Origin of the sequence: Paracraurococcus lichenis (genome assembly GCF_030657435.1) — a bacterium.
In the GTDB taxonomy this organism is placed as follows: domain Bacteria; phylum Pseudomonadota; class Alphaproteobacteria; order Acetobacterales; family Acetobacteraceae; genus Paracraurococcus; species Paracraurococcus lichenis.
This window is the reverse complement of the sequence record NZ_JAUTWS010000027.1, coordinates 1-18,979: the sequence shown is the minus strand read 5'-3', so window position 1 is coordinate 18,979 and position 18,979 is coordinate 1. Positions and strand designations below refer to the sequence as shown.

The 18,979-nt window shown below is 73.3% G+C and carries 19 protein-coding genes; 9 read left to right on the top strand and 10 right to left on the bottom strand.

Annotated elements, in window-relative coordinates; all coding sequences use genetic code 11:
• The first annotated feature begins 107 nt into the window (after window positions 1-107).
• The 4 genes from Q7A36_RS23395 (at window position 108) to Q7A36_RS23380 (ending at window position 6,050) form a co-directional block, all read left to right on the top strand.
• A complete protein-coding gene (locus Q7A36_RS23395) occupies window positions 108-1,682 on the top strand; it encodes a two-component system sensor histidine kinase NtrB (protein WP_305106176.1) in 1,575 nt (524 codons plus the stop codon).
• Window positions 1,679-2,056 (top strand): response regulator, encoded by a 378-nt coding sequence (locus tag Q7A36_RS23390; RefSeq protein ID WP_305106175.1) that lies wholly within the window; start codon window positions 1,679-1,681, stop codon window positions 2,054-2,056. The genes Q7A36_RS23395 and Q7A36_RS23390 overlap by 4 nt, the downstream gene beginning before the upstream one ends.
• 164 nt (window positions 2,057-2,220) lie before the next feature.
• Window positions 2,221-4,485 carry a penicillin acylase family protein gene (locus tag Q7A36_RS23385; protein ID WP_305106174.1) on the top strand — a complete coding sequence of 755 codons (2,265 nt, stop codon included), beginning with the start codon at window positions 2,221-2,223 and terminating at the stop codon, window positions 4,483-4,485.
• A 62-nt stretch (window positions 4,486-4,547) separates the two neighbouring features.
• Window positions 4,548-6,050 (top strand): GH3 family domain-containing protein, encoded by a 1,503-nt coding sequence (locus Q7A36_RS23380; RefSeq protein ID WP_305106173.1) that lies wholly within the window; start codon window positions 4,548-4,550, stop codon window positions 6,048-6,050.
• Between the two features lie 8 nt (window positions 6,051-6,058).
• Here Q7A36_RS23380 and Q7A36_RS23375 read toward each other — a convergent pair whose 3' ends face one another.
• Complete coding sequence (locus Q7A36_RS23375; protein ID WP_305106172.1) at window positions 6,059-6,835, bottom strand: enoyl-CoA hydratase; 777 nt, start codon at window positions 6,833-6,835, stop codon at window positions 6,059-6,061.
• Between the two features lie 173 nt (window positions 6,836-7,008).
• Here Q7A36_RS23375 and Q7A36_RS23370 point away from each other — a divergent pair, with 173 nt between their 5' ends.
• Complete coding sequence (locus Q7A36_RS23370; RefSeq protein WP_305106171.1) at window positions 7,009-7,287, top strand: hypothetical protein; 279 nt, start codon at window positions 7,009-7,011, stop codon at window positions 7,285-7,287.
• A gap of 20 nt (window positions 7,288-7,307) precedes the next feature.
• On the opposite strand, the gene Q7A36_RS23365 is transcribed toward Q7A36_RS23370, so the two are convergent.
• From Q7A36_RS23365 to pqqA, 6 genes are all read right to left on the bottom strand, one after another.
• The gene (locus tag Q7A36_RS23365; RefSeq protein ID WP_305106170.1) at window positions 7,308-7,565 is read right to left on the bottom strand and encodes a hypothetical protein; all 258 of its coding nucleotides are present in this window, start codon (window positions 7,563-7,565) and stop codon (window positions 7,308-7,310) included.
• A 64-nt stretch (window positions 7,566-7,629) separates the two neighbouring features.
• The gene (gene pqqE, locus Q7A36_RS23360; protein ID WP_305106169.1) at window positions 7,630-8,727 is read right to left on the bottom strand and encodes a pyrroloquinoline quinone biosynthesis protein PqqE; all 1,098 of its coding nucleotides are present in this window, start codon (window positions 8,725-8,727) and stop codon (window positions 7,630-7,632) included.
• 84 nt (window positions 8,728-8,811) lie between these two features.
• Window positions 8,812-9,087 carry a pyrroloquinoline quinone biosynthesis peptide chaperone PqqD gene (gene pqqD / locus Q7A36_RS23355; RefSeq protein ID WP_305106168.1) on the bottom strand — a complete coding sequence of 92 codons (276 nt, stop codon included), beginning with the start codon at window positions 9,085-9,087 and terminating at the stop codon, window positions 8,812-8,814.
• Window positions 9,084-9,875, bottom strand: coding sequence for a pyrroloquinoline-quinone synthase PqqC (gene pqqC / locus Q7A36_RS23350; protein WP_305106167.1), 792 nt, complete (start codon window positions 9,873-9,875; stop codon window positions 9,084-9,086). Before pqqC ends, pqqD begins: the two co-directional genes overlap by 4 nt.
• A complete protein-coding gene (gene pqqB / locus Q7A36_RS23345; protein WP_305106166.1) occupies window positions 9,872-10,807 on the bottom strand; it encodes a pyrroloquinoline quinone biosynthesis protein PqqB in 936 nt (311 codons plus the stop codon). The genes pqqC and pqqB overlap by 4 nt, the downstream gene beginning before the upstream one ends.
• Before the next feature lie 280 nt (window positions 10,808-11,087).
• Window positions 11,088-11,198: a pyrroloquinoline quinone precursor peptide PqqA gene (gene pqqA, locus Q7A36_RS23340; protein ID WP_305106165.1), complete on the bottom strand. Its 111-nt coding sequence runs from the start codon at window positions 11,196-11,198 to the stop codon at window positions 11,088-11,090.
• A 151-nt stretch (window positions 11,199-11,349) separates the two neighbouring features.
• Here pqqA and Q7A36_RS23335 point away from each other — a divergent pair, with 151 nt between their 5' ends.
• Window positions 11,350-12,381 (top strand): aspartate-semialdehyde dehydrogenase, encoded by a 1,032-nt coding sequence (locus Q7A36_RS23335; protein WP_305106164.1) that lies wholly within the window; start codon window positions 11,350-11,352, stop codon window positions 12,379-12,381.
• Window positions 12,382-12,447: 66 nt separating this feature from the next.
• Here the strand turns inward: Q7A36_RS23335 and Q7A36_RS23330 are convergent, their stop codons facing one another.
• Complete coding sequence (locus tag Q7A36_RS23330; RefSeq protein WP_305106163.1) at window positions 12,448-13,377, bottom strand: Hpt domain-containing protein; 930 nt, start codon at window positions 13,375-13,377, stop codon at window positions 12,448-12,450.
• A gap of 214 nt (window positions 13,378-13,591) precedes the next feature.
• On the opposite strand from Q7A36_RS23330, the gene Q7A36_RS23325 reads away from it, so the two are divergent.
• Window positions 13,592-14,815, top strand: coding sequence for an NADP-dependent isocitrate dehydrogenase (locus tag Q7A36_RS23325; RefSeq protein ID WP_305106162.1), 1,224 nt, complete (start codon window positions 13,592-13,594; stop codon window positions 14,813-14,815).
• An 87-nt stretch (window positions 14,816-14,902) separates the two neighbouring features.
• Here Q7A36_RS23325 and glpK read toward each other — a convergent pair whose 3' ends face one another.
• The gene (gene glpK, locus Q7A36_RS23320; RefSeq protein ID WP_305106161.1) at window positions 14,903-16,420 is read right to left on the bottom strand and encodes a glycerol kinase GlpK; all 1,518 of its coding nucleotides are present in this window, start codon (window positions 16,418-16,420) and stop codon (window positions 14,903-14,905) included.
• Between the two features lie 203 nt (window positions 16,421-16,623).
• On the opposite strand from glpK, the gene Q7A36_RS23315 reads away from it, so the two are divergent.
• Complete coding sequence (locus Q7A36_RS23315) at window positions 16,624-17,076, top strand: nuclear transport factor 2 family protein (RefSeq protein WP_305106160.1); 453 nt, start codon at window positions 16,624-16,626, stop codon at window positions 17,074-17,076.
• 76 nt (window positions 17,077-17,152) lie between these two features.
• On the opposite strand, the gene Q7A36_RS23310 is transcribed toward Q7A36_RS23315, so the two are convergent.
• Window positions 17,153-17,461: an HU family DNA-binding protein gene (locus Q7A36_RS23310; RefSeq protein ID WP_305106159.1), complete on the bottom strand. Its 309-nt coding sequence runs from the start codon at window positions 17,459-17,461 to the stop codon at window positions 17,153-17,155.
• Window positions 17,462-17,756: 295 nt separating this feature from the next.
• On the opposite strand from Q7A36_RS23310, the gene Q7A36_RS23305 reads away from it, so the two are divergent.
• Window positions 17,757-18,830 (top strand): AI-2E family transporter, encoded by a 1,074-nt coding sequence (locus Q7A36_RS23305; RefSeq protein ID WP_305106158.1) that lies wholly within the window; start codon window positions 17,757-17,759, stop codon window positions 18,828-18,830.
• The last annotated feature ends 149 nt before the right edge of the window (window positions 18,831-18,979 follow it).

The following is an 18,979-nucleotide window of genomic DNA, read 5'->3' as shown; positions in this document are numbered from 1 at the left end:
TCGGGTGCGCATGCCTCGCAAGGGCGTGCTCCTTGCGCCATTACTCGGCTCCCGGGCTTGAAATGGCGGACCGGGCCCGTTCCTGCTGATCGAGTGGCCGCACCCCGATGCCCAGTCTCGCCGCGCTGTTCGATACCGAGGCCCTGGTCCCGCATGGCGTCTGCCTGCTCTGGCGCCCGGAACTGCTCTGGCTGCACGTCGTCTCGGACGCGCTGACCGGCCTTGCCTATTGGTCCATTCCGCTCGTGCTGACGATCATTGCCGTCCGTCGCAAGGACCTGGTCTTCCCCTGGGCGATCGAGCTTTTCGCGGTGTTCATCCTGGCCTGCGGCGCCACCCATTTCCTCGGCATCTGGACACTCTGGTATCCCGATTACGGGCTGCAGGGCGCGGTCAAGGCCGCGACCGCCGCCGTCTCGGTCGTCACCGCCGTCGCCCTCTGGCCGCTGCTGCCGCGGGTGCTCGCCATTCCCTCCGCCGCCACCCTGGCCGAGGCCAATCACCGCCTGACGCGCGAGGTGGCCGAGCGGCGCGAGGCGGAGCAGCGCGCCCGCAGCAGCGAGGCGCGGCTCGCCGGCTTCTTCGAGCATCTCGGCGACGCCCTCTTCGTCGTGCGGGCGACCGGGCACGGCTTCGTCTTCGAGACGGTGAACCCCGCCTTCTGCCGCATGTTCGCCGTCGAGCGCGGCCGGATCGAGGGAGCCGGCCCGGAGCAGCTCCTCTCGCCGGAGGCCGCGGCCGAACTGACCGGCGAATTCGCCGCCTGCCGCGAGACCGGGAGCCCGCGCGACTGGGAGAGCACCTCGGCCGGGCCGGAGGGGCAGCGCCACTGGCACACGGTGCTGGTCCCGCTGCCGCCGGAGGCGGACGGCACCGCGCGGCTGCTCGGCAGCCTGCGCGACGTTACGGAGCTTCGCCGGCTGCAGACCGACCTGGTCGAGACCGCCCGCCGCGCCACCATCGGCGCCATGTGCGCCGGCGTCGCGCACGAGATGAGCCAGCCGGTGAACATCATCTCGCTCTGGGCCGACCGCAGCCGGGCCTCACTCGAGCCCGGCCTGGCGCGGACGCGCCGGGCGATGGAGGTGATCCTGGACCAGACCCGGCGCCTTGGCACCCTGCTCGAGCGCATGCGCGACCTGGCCCGCGACGCCGCCCCGGATGCCGAGCCCTTCGACGCGGGCGCCGCCGTCTCCGCCGCGGTCGAGGTCGCGCAGCGCGCCTGGGCGCTGGACCGGATCGAGGTGACGCTGGAGCCGCATCCGGCGGCGCCGGTGCGCGGCCGCCCGGCGCAGCTCGAGCAGGCGGTGCTGCACCTGCTGGAGAATGCACGCGATGCCGTGCTGCAGCGGCGGCGGCGGGAGTCGTCGGCGCCGGCGCGCATCACCGTCTCCATCGCCGCCGGCGCCACGCCGGGCAGCGTGACGATTGCGGTGCGCGACACCGGCGGCGGCGTGCCGGCGGCGATCGCGCCGCGCATGCTGGAGCCCTTCGTGACGACCAAGGATCCCGGCCAGGGCACCGGCCTCGGCCTGCCGCTCGCCGTCGGCATCGCGCGCGGCATGGGCGGCCGCCTGTCCTGGGCGAACTGGGCCGAGGGCCGGCCGGAGGCCGGCGCGGTCTTCCGGCTGGTGCTGCCCCTGGCCGGGGAGCAGCCCGCCGCGGCGGGACAGGCGGCATGACCCTGCCCTTGCGGGTCTTGATGGCGGAGGACGAGTGGCTGGCCGCGGAGGTCCTGGCGGAGGGCCTGGAGGAGGCAGGATTCTCGGTGCTCACCGCCGCCGACGGCCAGGCGGCGCTGGAATTGGCCGCCGCCGGCGCCGCCTTCGACCTGCTGCTGACCGATCTCCGCATGCCCAGGCTGGACGGACGCGAGCTCATCGCCCGGCTGCGGGCGGAGCGCCCCGACCTGCCGGTGGTGGTCATGACCGGCTTCCCCCCGCCCGACGGGACGGAGGCGCTGCATTTCGGCCGGGCGCCGATACGGCTGCTGACCAAGCCGATAGAGATCGCCCCCCTGGTCGCCGCCTTGAAGGCCGTCGCCGGGCTGGAGTGAGCCCCGTCCTCTCGCAGCATCGCGCATGACCGGGTGCCGCGCGGTGCCGGCGCCGGCGCGGGCCGCCGGCCGGGCCGTCGGGATCGCGAGCGGCCTGTCACGGAAACGCGGCGGCGCTGCCTCGCTGTAGCCGGTATGGCGGGGGTCGGGCCGGGGATGGACAGGTGAAGCACGGGAACCGGATGCGGCAGCGGGCGGCGCTGCTGCTGGCGATGCTGGCCATGCTGCCGGGCTGCGCCGCGCTGCTGCCGCGGCAGGTCGGCATCGACCGACGCCTGGCGGCGCTGCCGCGCGACGGGCTGGCGCTGGACCGGCCGGTGACAATCCGCTGGAACGACCACCTCGTCCCCTGGATCGAGGCGGAGAGCGATGCCGACCTCGCCTTCTCCCTTGGCCTGGTGCACGGGCACCTGCGCGGGGCGCAGATCGCGCTGCTGCGCATGGTGGCCCGCGGGCGCCTCGCGGAGATCGCGGGGCCGCTCGCGGCCGATATCGACCATGCGCTGCGCATCCTCGATTTCGGCCGGGCGGCGCCGGCCATCGAGGCGGCCTGGCCGGCGGAGACGCGCGCCTTCGTCGAGCGCTTCGTCGCCGGCCTGAACCACGCCGTGCTGCGGGGGCCGCGGCCACCGGAATACGGGCTGCTCGGGCTGGGGCGGGAGCCCTTCACCACGGCCGACATCCTGGCGATCGGCCGGCTGGCCGGCACCGACATCAACTGGCTCGGCTATTTCTCCCTGCTCGCGGAGCGCGGCACGCCCGGCTTCGCCCGCCGCTGGCAGCGGATGCTGGAGGCCGGCGCTGGCACGACGGTGCCGGCCAACCTGGAGCAGGCGGCGCTCGGCGCGCTGCTGCAGGGCCTCTCGCGCTCGGGCAGCAATGCGGTCGCCATCGCGCCGTCGCGCAGCGCCTCGGGCGCGGCGATGCTGGCCTCCGACCCGCATCTCGGCCTGTCGCTGCCGAACCTCTGGATGCTGGTCGGCATGCGCTCGCCCTCCTTCCACCTGGTCGGGCTCATGGTGCCGGGGCTGCCGATCATCGGCCTCGGGCGGAACCCGGATGTCGCCTGGGGCGGGACCAACCTGCGGGCGGCCTCCTCCGACCTCTTCGACGTCACGGCGCTGCCGGCCGAGGCCCTGTCCGACTCCGAGGTCACCATCCGCCAGCGGCTGTGGTTCGCGGCGCGCCGACGCGTGCGCGTCTCGCCGCAGGGGCCGGTCATCAGCGATGCCGCGGTGGTGCCCGGCCGGCCGGGCGAGAGGATCGCCCTGCGCTGGGCGGGGCACGAGCCGGCGGACGAGATCACCGCCCTGCTGAAGGCCGCCCGCGCCCGCAGCGGCGCCGAGTTCCGCGACAGCTTCTCCGGGTTTGCCGTCTCGCCGCAGAACATGCTGTGGGCGGCGCGGGACGGGTCGATCGGGCGCGTCACCGCTGCGCTGCTGCCCTCCCGCGCCGGCTTCCCGCAGGCCGATCCGGTGCTGGACGCGACCGACCCGGCGGCGACCCGGCCCTGGCGGCAGCCATGGGATGCGCGCGATCTGCCGCGGCTGGAGAATCCGCCGGAGGGCGTGCTCGCCTCGGCCAACGAGAACCCGGCGCTCTGGGCGAAGGAACCGCCGCCGATCGGCTATTTCTTCTCGGACGGGGACCGGGTGGCGCGGCTGCGGGCGCTCGCGCTGGCGAAGCCGAAGCTGACGCCGGCGGACCTCGCGGCGATGCAGACGGACACGGTCGCGCCCAAGGCGGCGGCGCTTGCGGCCGGGCTGCTGGCGCGGCTGGAGGCCATGCCGGGCGGCGCGCCGGAGCCGGCGCTGCTGGCGCCGCTGCGCGGCTGGGACGGCGACTATGCCGCGGAGAGCCGCGCGGCGCTGGTCTTCGAAGTGATCCTGGCGCGGCTGGTGCCGGCGCTGCAGCCGGAGGGTGGCGGGCGCGGGCCAGAGACGGGCTGGAATTTCCTCACCACCTTCCTGCTGCGCGACCTGGACGCGCTGCCCCCGCCGCGGCGGGAGGCGGTGCTGCGCGCCGCGGTCGCCGAGGCCACGCCCCTTGCCTCGCGCTACGGCACCTGGGGCGAGGTGCACCGGCTGCGCGCGGCGCATTGGCTGGTGAACCTGCCGGTGCTGGGGCGGCTCTTCGTGCTGGACACCTTCCCGGTCGGCGGCTCGCGCGAGACGCCCATGAAGTCCGGCCACGGGCTGGTCAGCGGCCCGCACGAGGTCAGCTTCGGCTCCATGGCGCGGCAGGTCTCTGACATGGCCGACCCGGACGCCAACTGGTTCACCTTGTTCGGCGGCCAGGATGGCTGGCTGGGCAGCGCGGCCTTCGCCGACCAGGTGCCGCTCTGGCGCGAGCGGCGCGGCATCCGCATGCCGCTGCGGCCCGAGACGGTGGTAGCCGAGTTCCCGCGCGTGACGGTGCTGCGGCCTTGAATGGAATGGGGGGTCTCGAAGGGGGGCTCCGCCCCCTTCGCGGGATCGGCGGCATGCCGCCGATGGGCGGAGCCCCGGTTGACGCCACGCCGGTATTGCGCGCCATGGCAGGCGCGCGGCTGCGTCGATTGGAACGCCTGGACCCCGCCGAGACCCAGCGCGCGCTTCTCAGGCGCCTGCTGCGCCGCGCGGCGCGGACGCGCTTCGGCCAGGCGCATGGCTTCGCCGCCATCCGCGACGTCGCGGACTACCAGTCGCGCGTGCCGCTGCGCCGCTACGAGGATTTCTGGCGCGACTGGTGGCAGCCTCGCTATCCCGTGCTGCAGGACGTCACCTGGCCCGGGCGGGTGCCCTATTTCGCGCTGTCCTCCGGCACGACCTCCGGCACCACCAAATATATCCCGGTGACGATGCCGATGGTGCGGGCGAATCGCGGCGCGGCGCTGGACGTGCTGGCCTGGCATCTGCGCCACGTGCCGCGCAGCCGTATCTTTGGCGGCTTGTCCTTCATGCTGGGCGGCTCGACGGCGCTGGAGCGGGTGGCGTCGGGCGTGCGGCAGGGCGACCTCTCCGGCATCGCGGCGGCGGAAGTGCCGCGCTTCCTCGCGGCTTGGAGCTGGCCGCCGCGCGACCTCGCGCTGGTCGCCGACTGGGAGCGCAAGCTCGACCTGCTGGCGGCGCGGACGCCGGCCGCGGCGGTGCGCATGCTGTCGGGCACGCCGAGCTGGGTGCTGATGCTGCTGGAGAAGCTGGCGGCGCGGCAGGGCATGCCGCCGCTGCCGGGGCTCGAGCTGCTGGTCCATGGCGGCGTCGCCTGGGCGCCCTACCGCGAGCGCATCGCGCCCTTCCTGCCGCCGGGCTGCGCGACGCGGGAGGTCTATCCGGCGAGCGAGGGTTTCTGCGCCATCGCCGACCGTGGCGAGGGCGAGGGGCTGCGGCTCGCCGTCGACCGCGGCGTGTTCTGGGAATTCGTGCCGCTGGCGGAGCTGGACGCGCCGAAGCCGACCCGGCACTGGGCGGCGACGATCGAGACCGGCGTCGACTATGCGGTCATCGTGACGAGTTGCGCGGGGCTCTGGAGCTACGTGCTAGGCGATACGGTGCGCTTCGTCGATCGCGCGCCGCCGCGGCTGCTGGTAACGGGGCGGACTTCCTACAGCCTCTCGGCCTTCGGCGAGCATCTGAGCGGCGAGGAGATCGAGCGGGCGCTGCTGACGGCGGCGGGGATGCTGGGCATCGGCATCGCGGAATACACGGTGGGACCGGTCTTCGGCGCGGTGCGCGGGCATCATCGCTGGCTGGTCGAGCCGGCCGCGGCCGCCGATCCGGCGCTGGCGCCGCGGCTCGCGGCGGCGCTCGACGCGGCGCTGACGGCGGCGAACGACGACTATGCCGTGCACCGCCGCGGCGGGCAGATGGATGCGCCGGAGGTGGTGCTACTGCCGCCCGGTGCCTTCGCGGCCTGGATGCGGGCGCAGGGCAAGCTCGGCGGGCAGCACAAGGTGCCGCGGGTGCTGGCCGATCCGGCACGATTCGCGGCGGCGGACCGGGGCCTCCGATCATAAGGGCGCGGTCAGCGCCTCCGGCTGGCGAAGGCGCCCAGCATGCGGCGCGGCTCCTCGGTGTCCCAGGCCGCCGCGAAGGCGGGGATGCCGGCGGCGATCGCCTCGGACAGGGGCAGGTCCTCCCACCGGCGGATCAGCCGCTTCTGCAGGCGCAGCGCGCGATTGCCCGCCCGTCCCAGCAGCCCGAGCCATTCGCCGAGCTTCGCGTCGAGCGCCGCCGCCGGCACCACCGCCTCCACCAGACCCCAGGCCGCCGCCTCGGCGGCACCGATCGTCTCGCCGAGCAGCAGCAGGCGACGCGTGCGGCCCCAGCCGATGAGGCCGGGCAGCAGCGCCGCCTCCACCACAGAGGGGATGCCGACCCGCACTTCCGGCATGCCGAATTGCGCATGGTCGGCGGCGATGCGGAGGTCGCAGGCCGCCGCGAGTTCCAGCCCCGCCCCCAGGGTCCAGCCATTGATGCGCGCGATCACCGGCACCGGGCAGTCCCGCACCGCGCGGCAGCAGCCATGGACAAGGGTGATGAAGCCGCGCGCGGCCTCGCCGTCCGGGAGCCCCGCCATGACGGTGATATCGGCGCCGCCGATGAAGGCCTTCGGGCCGGCGCCGGTCAGCACCAGGGCCTGCAGCGACTCGTCCGCCGACAGCCGCGTGATGGCCGCGGCGAGGGCGCGCATCAGGTCGGGGTTCAGCGTGTTGAGCTTGGCCTCGTGCGCGATGGTGACATGCGCCACGCGCCCGGTCCCGGGCGCCTCCCGGATCTCCGTGCGGATCTCGCCGGCCATGCGTCCCCTCCCCTCTCTCGCGGCGAAGGCTAGCCGCTGGCGGCCGCGGCCGGAATGCCACGCAGAGAAGCCGGAACGGCACGCTCACGCATCACATGCGGAAGAAGCAGATGCCCGTGATTGGACCAGCGGGCCCCGCCGCCAGAGGCTCCATGCGGCAGCAGGAGGCAGGCATGGACGGAACGGGCGTGCTACCCGAAGTACCGGGGCCAGACCCGATGCCGCGCCGGATCAACGACGCGCCCTTGCGCGCGGCGCTCGAGAACCGGCGCGGCCGGGCCTATGACGAGACGATCTCGGGCGTCTGCTATACCCATGGCGTCCGGCTCGGCCTGGCGGGAGAAGCCCTGCCGGACTGGATGCCCACCGCCCCCCGCTGGGCGCGGGAGGCGCTGCGCGCCGGCCATGCCAGCGGCACGGCCATCTCCGGGCGGAAGCGGCTGGCGGGCTGAGCGCCGCCATCCGCGCGCGGTCAGAGCGGATTGGCCGGCGCGGCCTCGCCCTCGTCCGGCATCTCCGGCGTGAGAGTGTCCACGGGCTCGTCCCGCCAGCCGGAGCGGCGCTCCATCGCCTTCCGCGCCAGGATCGAGGCGCCGACGATGCCGGCACCGACGCCGATACCCGCGAGGAAGGGACCGGTGCAGGCCAGCATGGTCATGCCGCCCATCATGGCGCCGGCCATGGTCAGCGGCCCGGGCATGCCCGGCGGAGTGCAACGCGGCAGGAACATCGGTCTCTTCCCCTGATTGGTGCGCAGGATAGTGGCCCGCCCCGCGGCGGCCGCAAGCCCGGGGTCAGCCCGGCACCTTCTGGGGTTCGCGGTATGTGAAGGCCTCGCCAGCCTCGGCCGCCTCCCCCACCGCGACCGAGAGCACGGCGTGGTGCGGCGAGAGGGCGCAGGCCGGATCGGTCGCGGCGGCATCGCCGGTCAGGGCGAAGGCCTGGCAGCGGCAGCCGCCCCAGTCGATCTCGGCCCGCTCGCAGCCGCGGCAGGGTTCCGGCATCCAGCCGGTGCCGCGGAAGCGGTTGAAGGCCTCCGACTCCTCCCAGGCCCAGCGCAGCGAGACCTCCCGGACATTGGGGAAGTCGAAGCCGGGCAGGCTCTCCGCGGCATGGCAGGGCAGCACGCGGCCGGCCGGCGAGACCGCCAGGAACTGCCGCCCCCAGCCGCCCATGCAGGCCTTGGGGCGCTTGGCGTAGTAGTCCGGCACCACGTAGTCGATGACCAGCCGGCCCTTCAGGTCGCGCCGCGCCGCCTCGACGGTCGCCGTCGCGGCCTCGAGCTGCGCGCGCGTCGGCAGCAGGGCGTCGCGGTTGGCCAGCGCCCAGCCGTAGTACTGGACATGCGCCACCTCGAGCCGCCCGGCGCCGAGGTCGAGCGCCAGCGCGATCATGTCCGGCAGGCGGTCCAGGTTCTGCCGGTGCACCACCGCGTTCAGCGTCAGCGGCAGGCCGCTGTCATGCACGAGGCGGGCGAATTCCAGCTTCCTCGCATGGCCGCCGCGATAGCCGCCGATGCGGTCGGCCGAGCCCGGCTCGGTGTCCTGCACCGAGAGCTGGACATGGTCGAGCCCGGCCTCGACCAGGGCCTGGAACTTCGCCTCGCCCGTCAGGACGCCCGAGGTGATGAGGTTGGTGTAGAGCCCGGCCTCGTTCGCGGCGCGGACCAGGTCGGCGATGTCGCGCCGCGCCGTCGGCTCGCCGCCGGAGAGGTGGACCTGCAGGCAGCCGAGCTCGGCGGCCTCCCGGAACACCCGGGCCCAGGTCGCGGTGTCCAGCTCCGCCGCGACCCGGGTGAGGTTCACGGGGTTGGAGCAGTAGGGGCAGCGCAGCGGGCAGCGATGCGTCAGCTCGGCCAGCAGCGCGAGCGGGGCAGCGGGGGCGGTGCTCATGCCGCACCATATGGGGAGGCGGGGGTCACGACGCCATCCGCCCGCCGGGGGACCGCAGCGCCGAAGGGGTGAAGCGTTTCGCCATCATGCGACCACGACTCCCTTGGCCGCGAGGTCGTCGAGCATGGCGATGACATCCGCCATGATCTCGTCCCGCGGCGCGGCGAAGCGGGCGGCGAGGTCGTCCACCATCGCCTCCACATTGCGTGCGCCGTCCACCAGGCGGAGCACCTCCAGCGCGATCTCGTCGGGGACGAACATGCGCTCCGGTCCCATGACCACCCACTGGCCGCGCGCCTTGTCCTCCCGCAGCTTCATGCCGCGGCCGAGGCGCGGCACGCTGGCGCCGGAGACGCTCACGGCACCCCGACGGCGGAGGCGAGCGTCGCGGCGCTCGCGCGCGGCACCGCGGCGCCTTCCGGCCGCCAGGCGCCGGGCGGGATGTAGCCCGGCTCGACATAGGCGAAGTGCAGCGCGTCGAGCTGCGCCCAGAGCAGGTCGCATTTGAAGCGGAGCGCGTCCAGCACCTGCTCCTGCTGCTCGCGCGTGCGGGCGTGCTGCTTCACATAGGCCAGCGCGAAGGCGACATCCTGCGGTGCCTGGGTCAGCCGCGGGGTGAAATAGGCCAGCGTCCGTTCCGAGACGAAGTCGTAGTTGCGCAGCATGCCCGAGACGCGCTGGGAGATGATGTTCGGCGAGAACATTTCTGTCAGAGACGACGCGACCGCTTCCAGCACCGACTTCGTCTTCACGAAATTCACGTAGGCATCCACGGCGTGCCGCGTGCCCGGCAGCAGGCCGCGCAGGGAGGTGACGTAGTCGCGGTCGAGGCCCAGCCCGTCGGTCAGGATCAGCCAGCGCTCGACGCCGCCCGGCTTCTCGCCATCGCCGTCATGATCGACGATCCGCCGGCGCCATTCGCGCCGCAGCTCCGGCGTCGGCAACCGGCCGAGCACCGCCGCGTCCTTCGCCGGGATGCTGGCCTGGTAGTAGTAGCGGTTCAGCGCCCAGGCCTGCACCTGCGGCCTGGTCAGCTTCCCGCCATGCAGCAGGTGATGGAAGGGGTGGTGGATATGGTAGCGCTCCTCGCCGATGGCGCGCAGGCGGCGCTCCAGCTCCTCGGGCGCAAGAAGCTCGTCGTCGTTCATGGCGTGACCTCCATCCCGTCCCAGGCAACTTCCCAGCCGGCGGCATCTGCGGCCGCGTGTTCCGGACTGTCTGCCAGCAGGACGGGGTTCGTGTTGTTGATATGGATCAGGATGCGGCGCCGCACGCCGAGGCGGGCGAAGGCCGCGATGGTGCCGCCCGGATCCGCGATGCTCATATGGCCCATGCGCCCGCCGGTCTTCGGCCCGGCGCCGGCGCGGATCATCTCGTCGTCGTGCCAGAGCGTGCCGTCGAAGAAGACGCAGTCGGCGCCTTCCAGCCGCGCCGCCAGCGTTGGCGTCATGGCGGCGCAGCCGGGGATGAAGAAGAGCGCGCGGCCGCCGGCCGAGACGCGAAGGCCGATGGTGTCGCCGTCATCGGCGCGGCCGGGGTCCTCGCCGCTCGGTGCCTCGAGGAAGAGCGGCACCTTGCCCGGCACCGCGAAGGCCTCCACCGTCAGGCCGAGCGGCGCGCCGGCGGCATCCGCCAGCGCCAGCGGCCGGTCCAGCGGCAGGCTGCGGCGCGGCACGATGGCGGGGTTCACCGCCTGGAAGATCGGGTTGGCGTCCAGCACCGCGAGCGCGCGGTCGGCGCCGTAGAGGGCGAAGGCGTGCCGCTCCCGCATCACCAGCAGGCCGGCGATGGTGTCCACCTCCGCCCCCGTCAGCACCACGGCGGCGATCGGGGAGTGGCGGACCTCGCCCGGCGCGGGCCGCGGGTGCAGCGCGGGCGTCGCGATGATCTGCTGCCGGAGGTCGGGCGAGGCGTTCAGCAGCACCCAGCGCTCGCCATCGGCGGTGACGGCCAGCGAGGCCTGGCTGCGCATGGGCGCGGCGGGGTCGCCGGCCAGCGCCCGGCGGCAGCCGGGACCGGCGGAGTTCCATTGCGGGAAGCCGCCACCGGCAGCGGCCCCGAGGACGATGGCGCGCAACATGGCCGGGGATCAGCGAGGCCGCGCGGGGGCGGCGGTCGGGCAGGCCATGGCGTTCTCCTCCGGCGGCCGTCGAGGGCCGCATCGGGCGGGAGTCTAGGCATCGGGCCAGGGCGGGCCAAGCCCGCCGAAGGTGCGGGTCGGTGCCTGGTCGCCTCCGCCCGCTGGCATCACAATCCCGTGCAGCGCCGGACAAGAAAAACCCCGCCGCGGGCCAGGCCGGGGCGGGGTTCCCTGTGCATCGAGGCTGGCGATCGGCCGGCGCAATGCCGGCCGGAATGGCTCAGCCGATCTCGGCGCAGGCGTAGCTGTTGATCTCGAGGGCGAGCGACACTTCGGTCACGCGGGGCTTCTTCCAGGCCATGTGTTCCTCCATCAGGGCGGTGGTCGCCACACTCACTATGGGGGTGGGGCGATACCCAATCAAGTGAATGGTTGTCCCGCCAGGACAGGGGACAACCGGGGACCGCACCTTGAACGCGCCGCGGGCCCACCCTACTGCCTCACGCCCCCGCAAGGGGCCGAATTGGAGGCGGGAGAAGCTCATGGGGTACCGGGTCGCGGTCGTCGGCGCCACCGGCGCAGTCGGGCGGGAGATGCTGAAGACCCTCGCGGAGCGGGAATTCCCGGTGCGGGAGGTCGTCGCCCTCGCCTCCGGACGGTCCGCCGGGCAGGAGGTCTCCTTCGGTGAGAAAGCGGTGCTGAAGGTGCAGAGCCTCGACCGCTTCGACTTCAAGGGAACCGAGATCGCCCTCTTCTCCCCCGGCGCCGCGGTCTCGGCCCAGCACGCGCCGCGGGCGGCGGCGGCGGGCTGCGTCGTCATCGACAATACCAGCCAGTTCCGGATGGAGCCGGACGTGCCGCTGGTGGTGCCGGAGGTGAATGCCCGCCACCTCAAGGGTTTCGCGAAGCGCAACATCATCGCCAATCCGAACTGCTCGACCATCCAGATGGTGCTGGCGCTGAAGCCGCTGCATGACATTGCACGGGTGAAGCGGGTGGTGGTCAGCACCTACCAGTCCGTCTCCGGCGCGGGGAAGGAGGCGATGGACGAGCTGTTCAACCAGACCCGCGCGATCTACGTGAACGACCCGACCACGCCGGAGCAGTTCCCCAAGCCCATCGCCTTCAACTGCATCCCGCACATCGACAAATTCCTCGAGGACGGCGCGACCAAGGAGGAATGGAAGATGGCGGCGGAGACGCGGAAGATCCTCGACCCCGATATCGCGGTCATCGCCACCTGCGTGCGCGTGCCGGTCTTCATCGGCCATGCCGAGGCGGTGCATGTCGAGTTCGAGACCCCGATCACCGAGGAGCAGGCCTGGGAGGCGCTGCGCGAGGCGCCGGGCGTGCAGGTGGTCGATAAGCGCGAGGATGGCGGCTACGTCACGCAGGTGGATGCGGCCGGCGAGGACGCGGTCTTCGTCAGCCGGCTGCGGCAGGACCCGACGGTGCCGCATGGCCTCGCCTTCTGGTGCGTCGCCGACAACCTGCGCAAGGGCGCCGCGCTGAACGCCGTGCAGATCGCCGAGGCATTGCACGAGCAGGGGCTGATCAAGCCACGCCGCGGCTGACGAGCCCCGGCCGGTCCGCCCGGGCCACTTGCCCGTCGCGACCGGGGGCGGCGCCCGCGCCCGCGGTCAGGCCGCCAGTCGCGCCAATTGCCGGAGCGCATCCTCGGCGAGCACGGGCAGACCGGGGCTGGCCGCGGCGAGGGCCACGAGGTCCCCGGCCCGTGCCGCGGCCTCGAGCGATCCCAGCGCCTCCGCCAGCGCCCCCAGGCCGAAGCCGGCCGCGACGCCGCGGATCGCATGCGCCTCCACCCGCACCGCCACGGCATCCCCGGTGGCGATCGCCGCCTGCAGCCGTGGCAGGCGCGTCCGGACCTCCTCCTCGCAGAGGCTCGAAAGCTCCGTGGAGGTCGACGGCCCGGACCCCGCATCCGCCACGGGCGTGCAGGTCAGCAGCATCTCCCCGTCCTCGCCCGGGCGCCAGCGATCCTCCACCGCCCCGCCATCGCGGTGCCGGCGCCGCGCGGCGCCGGCGATACCTGCCTCGACGAAGCGCGGCGACATCCGCCGATGCTCGTCGGCCGATTGCAGCAGGATCAACTCGGCCAGCGGCAGGCCGCGCGCCAGCGCGGCGGGCGGCACCTCGGCCAGCGCGGCGAAGCCGGCATTCCAGGCGACCAGCCGCCGCGCCGCGTCGAACAGCGCGGCACCGGGCGCGGCGGCGTCCAGCAGGAGCGCGACCCGCCGCTCCTCCCGCGCCTTGCGCTCCAGGGCGGGGCGCAACGGCTCCTGCGGCGGCGCGACGGGGGGCTGCGCGGCCGAAGGACCCTCCACGGCCCGCTCGGCGCGCCCGCTCCGGCCGAGCCAGGCGCCACAGCCCAGCGCGAGCGCCGCCGTCGCCAGCACCGAGGGAAGCAGCAGGGTGGCGAGCCGGAGCGGCGCATCCGGCACATCCGTGCCGAGGAGCAGGAGCGGCACCGTCCAGAGGATCATGCCGCCCGTCCCGGCGGCCACCAGCATCGCAGCGACGGAGCGCGGTCCGCCCGGACCCAAGGACATGGCACGCATTCCCCCAGAGACGCGTATAGAGAGGCACGCATAACGCGATTGTGTGTTGGAGGACCACTACCACTGGCTGCAGCGCGGGCGCAACCGCGTCCTGCCGGCACGGGCCTTGCCGGTCTCACGGCCCGGTGCGATGTTCCGGCCCTTCCGGCGACCCTCCGGCAGCATCGGCCCGCGCCCCGGCGCGAGGGAACCACGAGGACGAGTTATGGCAAAGATCAAGGTGAAGACGCCCGTCGTCGAAATGGACGGCGACGAGATGACCCGCATCATCTGGGGGTTCATCAAGGACAAGCTGATCCTGCCCTATCTCGACATCGAGTTGAAGTACTATGACCTGGGCATCCAGTACCGCGACCAGACGGACGACCAGGTGACCGTGGACGCGGCCAACGCGACCAAGCAGTATGGCGTCGGCGTGAAGTGCGCGACCATCACCCCGGACGAGGCCCGCGTCGAGGAATTCGGCCTGAAGAAGATGTGGCGGAGCCCGAACGGCACCATCCGCAACATCCTCGACGGCACCATCTTCCGTGAGCCGATCATCTGCAACAATGTGCCGCGCCTGGTGCCGCACTGGTCGAAGCCGATCGTGGTCGGCCGCCACGCCTATGGCGACATCTACCGCGCCGCCGAGACCAAGATCCCGGGCGCCGGCAAGGCCACCCTCACCTGGACGCCGGCCGGCGGCGGCGAGCCGGTCACCCTCGAGGTGACGAACTTCCCCGAGGGCGGCGGCGTGCTGCTCGGCATGCACAACACCCGCCGGAGCATCGAGGGCTTCGCCCGCGCCTGCTTCAACTACGGCCTGGCGCGCAACTACCCGGTCTACCTCTCGACCAAGAACACCATCCTCAAGGCCTACGATGGCGAGTTCAAGGACATCTTCGAGCGGGTGTTCAACGAGTCCTTCGCCGGCAAGTACAAGGCGGCCGGCCTGACCTACGAGCACCGGCTGATCGACGACATGGTGGCCTGCGCCCTGAAGTGGGAAGGCGGCTATGTCTGGGCCTGCAAGAACTACGACGGCGACGTGCAGTCCGACATCGTGGCGCAGGGCTTCGGCAGCCTCGGCCTGATGACCTCGGTGCTGCTGTCGCCGGACGGCCAGACCGTCGAGTCCGAAGCCGCGCATGGTACGGTGACGCGGCACTACCGCGAGCACCAGAAGGGCCGCGAGACCTCGACCAACCCGATCGCCTCGATCTTCGCCTGGACCCGCGGCCTCGCCTATCGCGGCCGGTTCGACAACACGCCCGACGTCACCGCCTTCGCCGAGGCGCTGGAGCAGGTCTGCATCGAGACCGTCGAGAGCGGCGCCATGACGAAGGACCTGGCGATCCTGATCAGCCGCGACCAGCCCTGGCTGAACACCCAGGCCTTCCTCGCGAAGCTGGACGAGAACCTGCAGAAGAAGATGGCCAAGGCCTGACCCTCAGGTCCTTCGGCACGGAGGAGGGGCGGGTCCGCGAGGGCCCGCCCCTTCTTGCTTGCCCCCGCCCGCGACGGTGCCCGGCGGCTACAGGATGCCCGACAGCGTCCGCCGCACCGCGCGCTGCCAGCCGGCATAGGCGGCCTCGCGCTCGGCCATCTCCATCGCCGGGGTGAAGCGCCGGTCCAGCCGCCAGGCCGCAGCGAATTCCTCCGGCGACGGGCAGAGCCCGGCCCGCAGCCCGGCCAGATAGGCCGCGCCCAGCGCCGTCGTCTCCCGCACCACCGGCCGGTCCACCGGCGCGCCCAGGATGTCCGCCAGGAACTGCATGGTCCAGTCGGAGGCGACCATCCCGCCATCGACCCGCAGCACGTTGCTGGCGCCGGCGCCGTCGGCTGCCCCACCGACCCCGGCGAGATCCGCCGTCATCGCCGTCAGCAGGTCGCGCGTCTGGTAGCCCACGCTCTCCAGCGCGGCCCGCGCGAAATCCGCCGGCCCCGTGGCGCGGGTGAGGCCGTGGATCGCCCCGCGCGCCTCCGCATCCCAGTGCGGCACGCCGAGGCCCACGAAGGCCGGGACGAGGTAGCAGCGCTGCGCCGGGTCGGCCTGCGCCGCCAGCCTGCCGCTCTCCCCGGCCTCCCTGATGAGGCCGAGCCCGTCCCGCAGCCATTGCACGGCGGCACCGGCGACGAAGATCGCGCCCTCCAGCGCATAGGTCCGCCGCCCCTCGAGCTGATAGGCGATGGTGGTGAGCAGCCGGTGGGAGGAGGCGACCGGCGTCTCCCCCGTGTTCAGCAGCGCGAAGCAGCCGGTGCCGTAGGTGGATTTCAGCATCCCCGGGCGGAAGCAGGCCTGGCCCACCGTCGCCGCCTGCTGGTCGCCGGCGATGCCGAGCACGGGAATCTCCCCGCCCAGCACCCCGGTCGTGCCGAACTCGGTGGCGCAGTCCCGCACCTCCGGCAGCATGGAGGCCGGCACGCGGTGCAGCGCGCACATCGCCGCGTCCCAGCGCCCGGCGCGGATGTCGAAGAGCATGGTGCGCGCGGCATTGGTCGCATCCGTCGCATGCACCCGCCCATCCGTCAGCCGCCAGAGCAGGAAGCTGTCCACCGTCCCGAAGGCGAGTTCGCCGCGCTCCGCCGCCTCCCGCGCGCCGGGGACATGGTCCAGCAGCCAAGTGACCTTGGTGGCGGAGAAATAGGGGTCGATCAGCAGCCCCGTCGTCCGCGCCACCGCCGCGGCATGCCCGGCCTCCCGCAGCGCGGCGCAGGCCGCGGCGGTGCGGCGGTCCTGCCAGACGATGGCGCGGTGGATCGCCTTCCCCGTCCGGCGGTCCCAGACCAGCGTCGTCTCCCGCTGGTTGGCGATGCCGATGCCGGCGACGTCCTGCGGGCCGAGCCCGGCCTTGGCCATCGCCTCCCGCATCACCGCGAGGGAGCTGTCCCAGAGATCCTCCGCGTCATGCTCCACCCAGCCGGAAGCCGGGTAGTGCTGCGCGAATTCCTGCTGCGCCACGGCGACCGGGACGAGGTCCGGCGTGCGGAACAGGATCGCGCGGGTGGAGGTGGTGCCCTGGTCGAGGGCGAGGATATGGCCGGCCGGCATGCGCGCTGTCCCCCCTTGGTCCGCCGGCGGGCGCGGCTCGCCCTGTCGGCGCCGGCGCCGCTGGCGACGCCGCACCGCCCTATCAGCGCGCGCGGGGTCGGCTGGCAAGGGTGTGATGCGGTGCCCGCGCCATGGACGGCAGCGGCAGGGCACGGCTAGGCTTCTGCGCATTGCCGAGACACATCGGCACGGGAGAGAACGCCATGACCCTGTCACGCCGCCGCCTGTCGCTCGCGGCCACGGCCACCTGCCTCGCCATGCTCGCCCCCCGCCTCGCCCTGGCCCAGGGCGGCGACCAGGCGCAGGTCGCCCAGGCCGTGACCGCCCTGACCAAGGCCATGATCGAGGTCGATCGCGGGCAGCTCCAGGCGCTGACGCATGACGCGCTGAGCTATGGCCACTCCGCCGGGCGCGTCGAGAACAAGGCGCAGTTCATCGCCTATCTGGAGAGCCGGGCGAGCGCCTTCCGCCACATCGACCTGAGCGACCAGACCATCGCCGTCACCTCGGACGAGGCGATCGTGCGGCACCTCTTCACGGCCGAGACCGTGGATCCCAAGGGCCAGGTCACGCCGGTGCGGATCGGCGTGCTGCAGGTCTGGACGAAGGATGGCGGCGCCTGGCGCCTGCTGGCGCGGCAGGCCTACCGCCTCTGACCAGGGCGGCCGTGCCGCGCGACGGCGGCACGGCGCCCGGGCAGCGCGCCGGCGCCGCCTGGCGCCGGCGGGTGGATCAGGCCTTCGCCTTCCGCTTCGCCTTCTTCAGGCCGGCCAGGGCGGCTTCCTTCAGGGAGGGGCTCGCCTTGAAGCGGACGGTCGCGCCGGCCTTCACCGGCACCTTCTCGCCGGTGCGCGGGTTCAGGGCGGTGCGCTTCGGCGTCTCCCGCACGATGAAGGAGCCGAATTCGGGCAGCGTGAAGCGGCCATTGCCGATGATTTCGCCCTTGATGGCTTCGATGATGTCGCCGGCCAGCCGGTTGGCGGTGACCGCCGGCATCTCGGTGGACTGCACGATGACGTCTGTGAGGAACTTCTTCGACATGCGCGGGACTCCCTGCGAGTCACTGCGTCATAGCGGAGAGATGCGGAAACGTCAGGCGTCTCGTTGCGTCTGGCGTGCGGCGGCCGGCCCGGCAGGGGTCGGAATGGCGGCAAACCGGCGGAATTCCTGGGTTTGCGCCGCGCCACCCGGGGCGGGCCGGATGCGGGCCGGATGGCGCCACGGGCCCGCGCCCGCCGCCGGCCTCGCCCGAATCGCAGTCCGGCACAGGCGAATCGGGCAGCGGCCGGAAGCGCTTCCGCGGCGTTGAGGCCCCGCCTGCAGGGAAGGAAAAGGCATGATGCCAGCAGCACCGCCGCATGTCCGCCCGGAGCAGGAGGGCGGGCCACGCCGCGCGCGCCTGCTCATGGGCCTCGGCCTCGCGCTGCTCGGCCTCTGGACCCTGCACGGCTTCCTGCCGGCCCTCGCCTGGGGCGGCATCCTCGCCATCGCCACCTGGCCGCTCTACCGGCGGACGCGGCAGCGCTGGCCCCGCCATGGCCACGACATCCTCTGGCCGGCGCTCTTCACCGCCGCCATCGCGCTGCTCGTCCTGCTGCCGCTCGGCCTGATGGCCATCCAGGCGGGGCGGGAGGCCGGCTCGCTCCTCGCCTGGTTGCAGCAGGCCGAGCGCAGCGGCCTGCCGGTGCCGGCCTGGATCGCCACCCTGCCCTTCGGCGCCGCCCAGGCGAGCGCCTGGTGGCAGGAGACCCTGGCCGATCCGGGCGGCGCGGGCGAGCTGCTGGCGCGGCTGAACGGGCCGGAGGTCCTCAGCCTCGGCCGCCAACTCGGCGCCGACCTGCTGCACCGCGCCGTGCTGTTCGGCTTCGCCATCCTCACCCTGTTCTTCCTGTTCCGTGACGGGGACCGGCTGGCGGCGCAGCTCCTGCACCTGGCGCGGCGGAGCTTCGGCCCGTCCGGGGAGCGGGTGGCGCGGCAGATGGTCGCCTCGGTCCACGGCACGGTGGACGGGCTGGTGCTGGTCGGCCTCGGCGAGGGCGCGCTGCTCGGCATCGCCTATGCGGTGGCCGGCGTGCCGCACCCGACCCTGCTGGGGGCGCTGACGGCGCTGGCGGCGATGATCCCCTTCGGCGCGCCGCTGGTCTTCGGCGCCGCGGCGCTGGTGCTGCTGGCGCAGGGCGCGGCGACGGCGGCGGCCGCGATCTTCGGCTTCGGCATGGTGGTGGTCTTCGTCGCCGACCACGCCGTCCGGCCGGCGCTGATCGGCGGCGCGACCCGCCTGCCCTTCCTGCTGGTGCTGCTCGGCATCCTCGGCGGCGTCGAGACCTGGGGCCTGCTCGGCCTCTTCCTCGGCCCTGCCATCATGGCCGCGCTGGTGCTGCTGTGGGAGGAATGGACGGCGGCGCATTAGGCCCCTCGGCGCCATGCCCCCGGCCGGGCGTCGCCCGTCCCAAGCAGACTTTCGCGGGTTGGGCCACACGTCGTGCGGCCCAACCCTTTGAAGCGAAAGCCTGCTTAGGACTTTATTGCAGCGCAAGCCCGAAGGGGTTTGCTTAGGGC

Excerpts from the sequence above, each read along its gene's own strand:
- Q7A36_RS23395 (WP_305106176.1), top strand. The coding sequence starts at position 108 with ATGCCCAGTCTCGCCGCGCTGTTCGATACCGAGGCCCTGGTCCCGCAT.
- Q7A36_RS23390 (WP_305106175.1), top strand. The coding sequence starts at position 1,679 with ATGACCCTGCCCTTGCGGGTCTTGATGGCGGAGGACGAGTGGCTGGCC.
- Q7A36_RS23380 (WP_305106173.1), top strand. The coding sequence starts at position 4,548 with ATGGGCGGAGCCCCGGTTGACGCCACGCCGGTATTGCGCGCCATGGCA.
- Q7A36_RS23375 (WP_305106172.1), bottom strand. The coding sequence starts at position 6,835 with ATGGCCGGCGAGATCCGCACGGAGATCCGGGAGGCGCCCGGGACCGGG.
- Q7A36_RS23370 (WP_305106171.1), top strand. The coding sequence starts at position 7,009 with ATGGACGGAACGGGCGTGCTACCCGAAGTACCGGGGCCAGACCCGATG.
- Q7A36_RS23365 (WP_305106170.1), bottom strand. The coding sequence starts at position 7,565 with ATGTTCCTGCCGCGTTGCACTCCGCCGGGCATGCCCGGGCCGCTGACC.
- pqqE (WP_305106169.1), bottom strand. The coding sequence starts at position 8,727 with ATGAGCACCGCCCCCGCTGCCCCGCTCGCGCTGCTGGCCGAGCTGACG.
- pqqC (WP_305106167.1), bottom strand. The coding sequence starts at position 9,875 with ATGAACGACGACGAGCTTCTTGCGCCCGAGGAGCTGGAGCGCCGCCTG.
- pqqB (WP_305106166.1), bottom strand. The coding sequence starts at position 10,807 with ATGTTGCGCGCCATCGTCCTCGGGGCCGCTGCCGGTGGCGGCTTCCCG.
- Q7A36_RS23335 (WP_305106164.1), top strand. The coding sequence starts at position 11,350 with ATGGGGTACCGGGTCGCGGTCGTCGGCGCCACCGGCGCAGTCGGGCGG.
- Q7A36_RS23330 (WP_305106163.1), bottom strand. The coding sequence starts at position 13,377 with ATGTCCTTGGGTCCGGGCGGACCGCGCTCCGTCGCTGCGATGCTGGTG.
- Q7A36_RS23325 (WP_305106162.1), top strand. The coding sequence starts at position 13,592 with ATGGCAAAGATCAAGGTGAAGACGCCCGTCGTCGAAATGGACGGCGAC.
- glpK (WP_305106161.1), bottom strand. The coding sequence starts at position 16,420 with ATGCCGGCCGGCCATATCCTCGCCCTCGACCAGGGCACCACCTCCACC.
- Q7A36_RS23315 (WP_305106160.1), top strand. The coding sequence starts at position 16,624 with ATGACCCTGTCACGCCGCCGCCTGTCGCTCGCGGCCACGGCCACCTGC.
- Q7A36_RS23310 (WP_305106159.1), bottom strand. The coding sequence starts at position 17,461 with ATGTCGAAGAAGTTCCTCACAGACGTCATCGTGCAGTCCACCGAGATG.
- Q7A36_RS23305 (WP_305106158.1), top strand. The coding sequence starts at position 17,757 with ATGATGCCAGCAGCACCGCCGCATGTCCGCCCGGAGCAGGAGGGCGGG.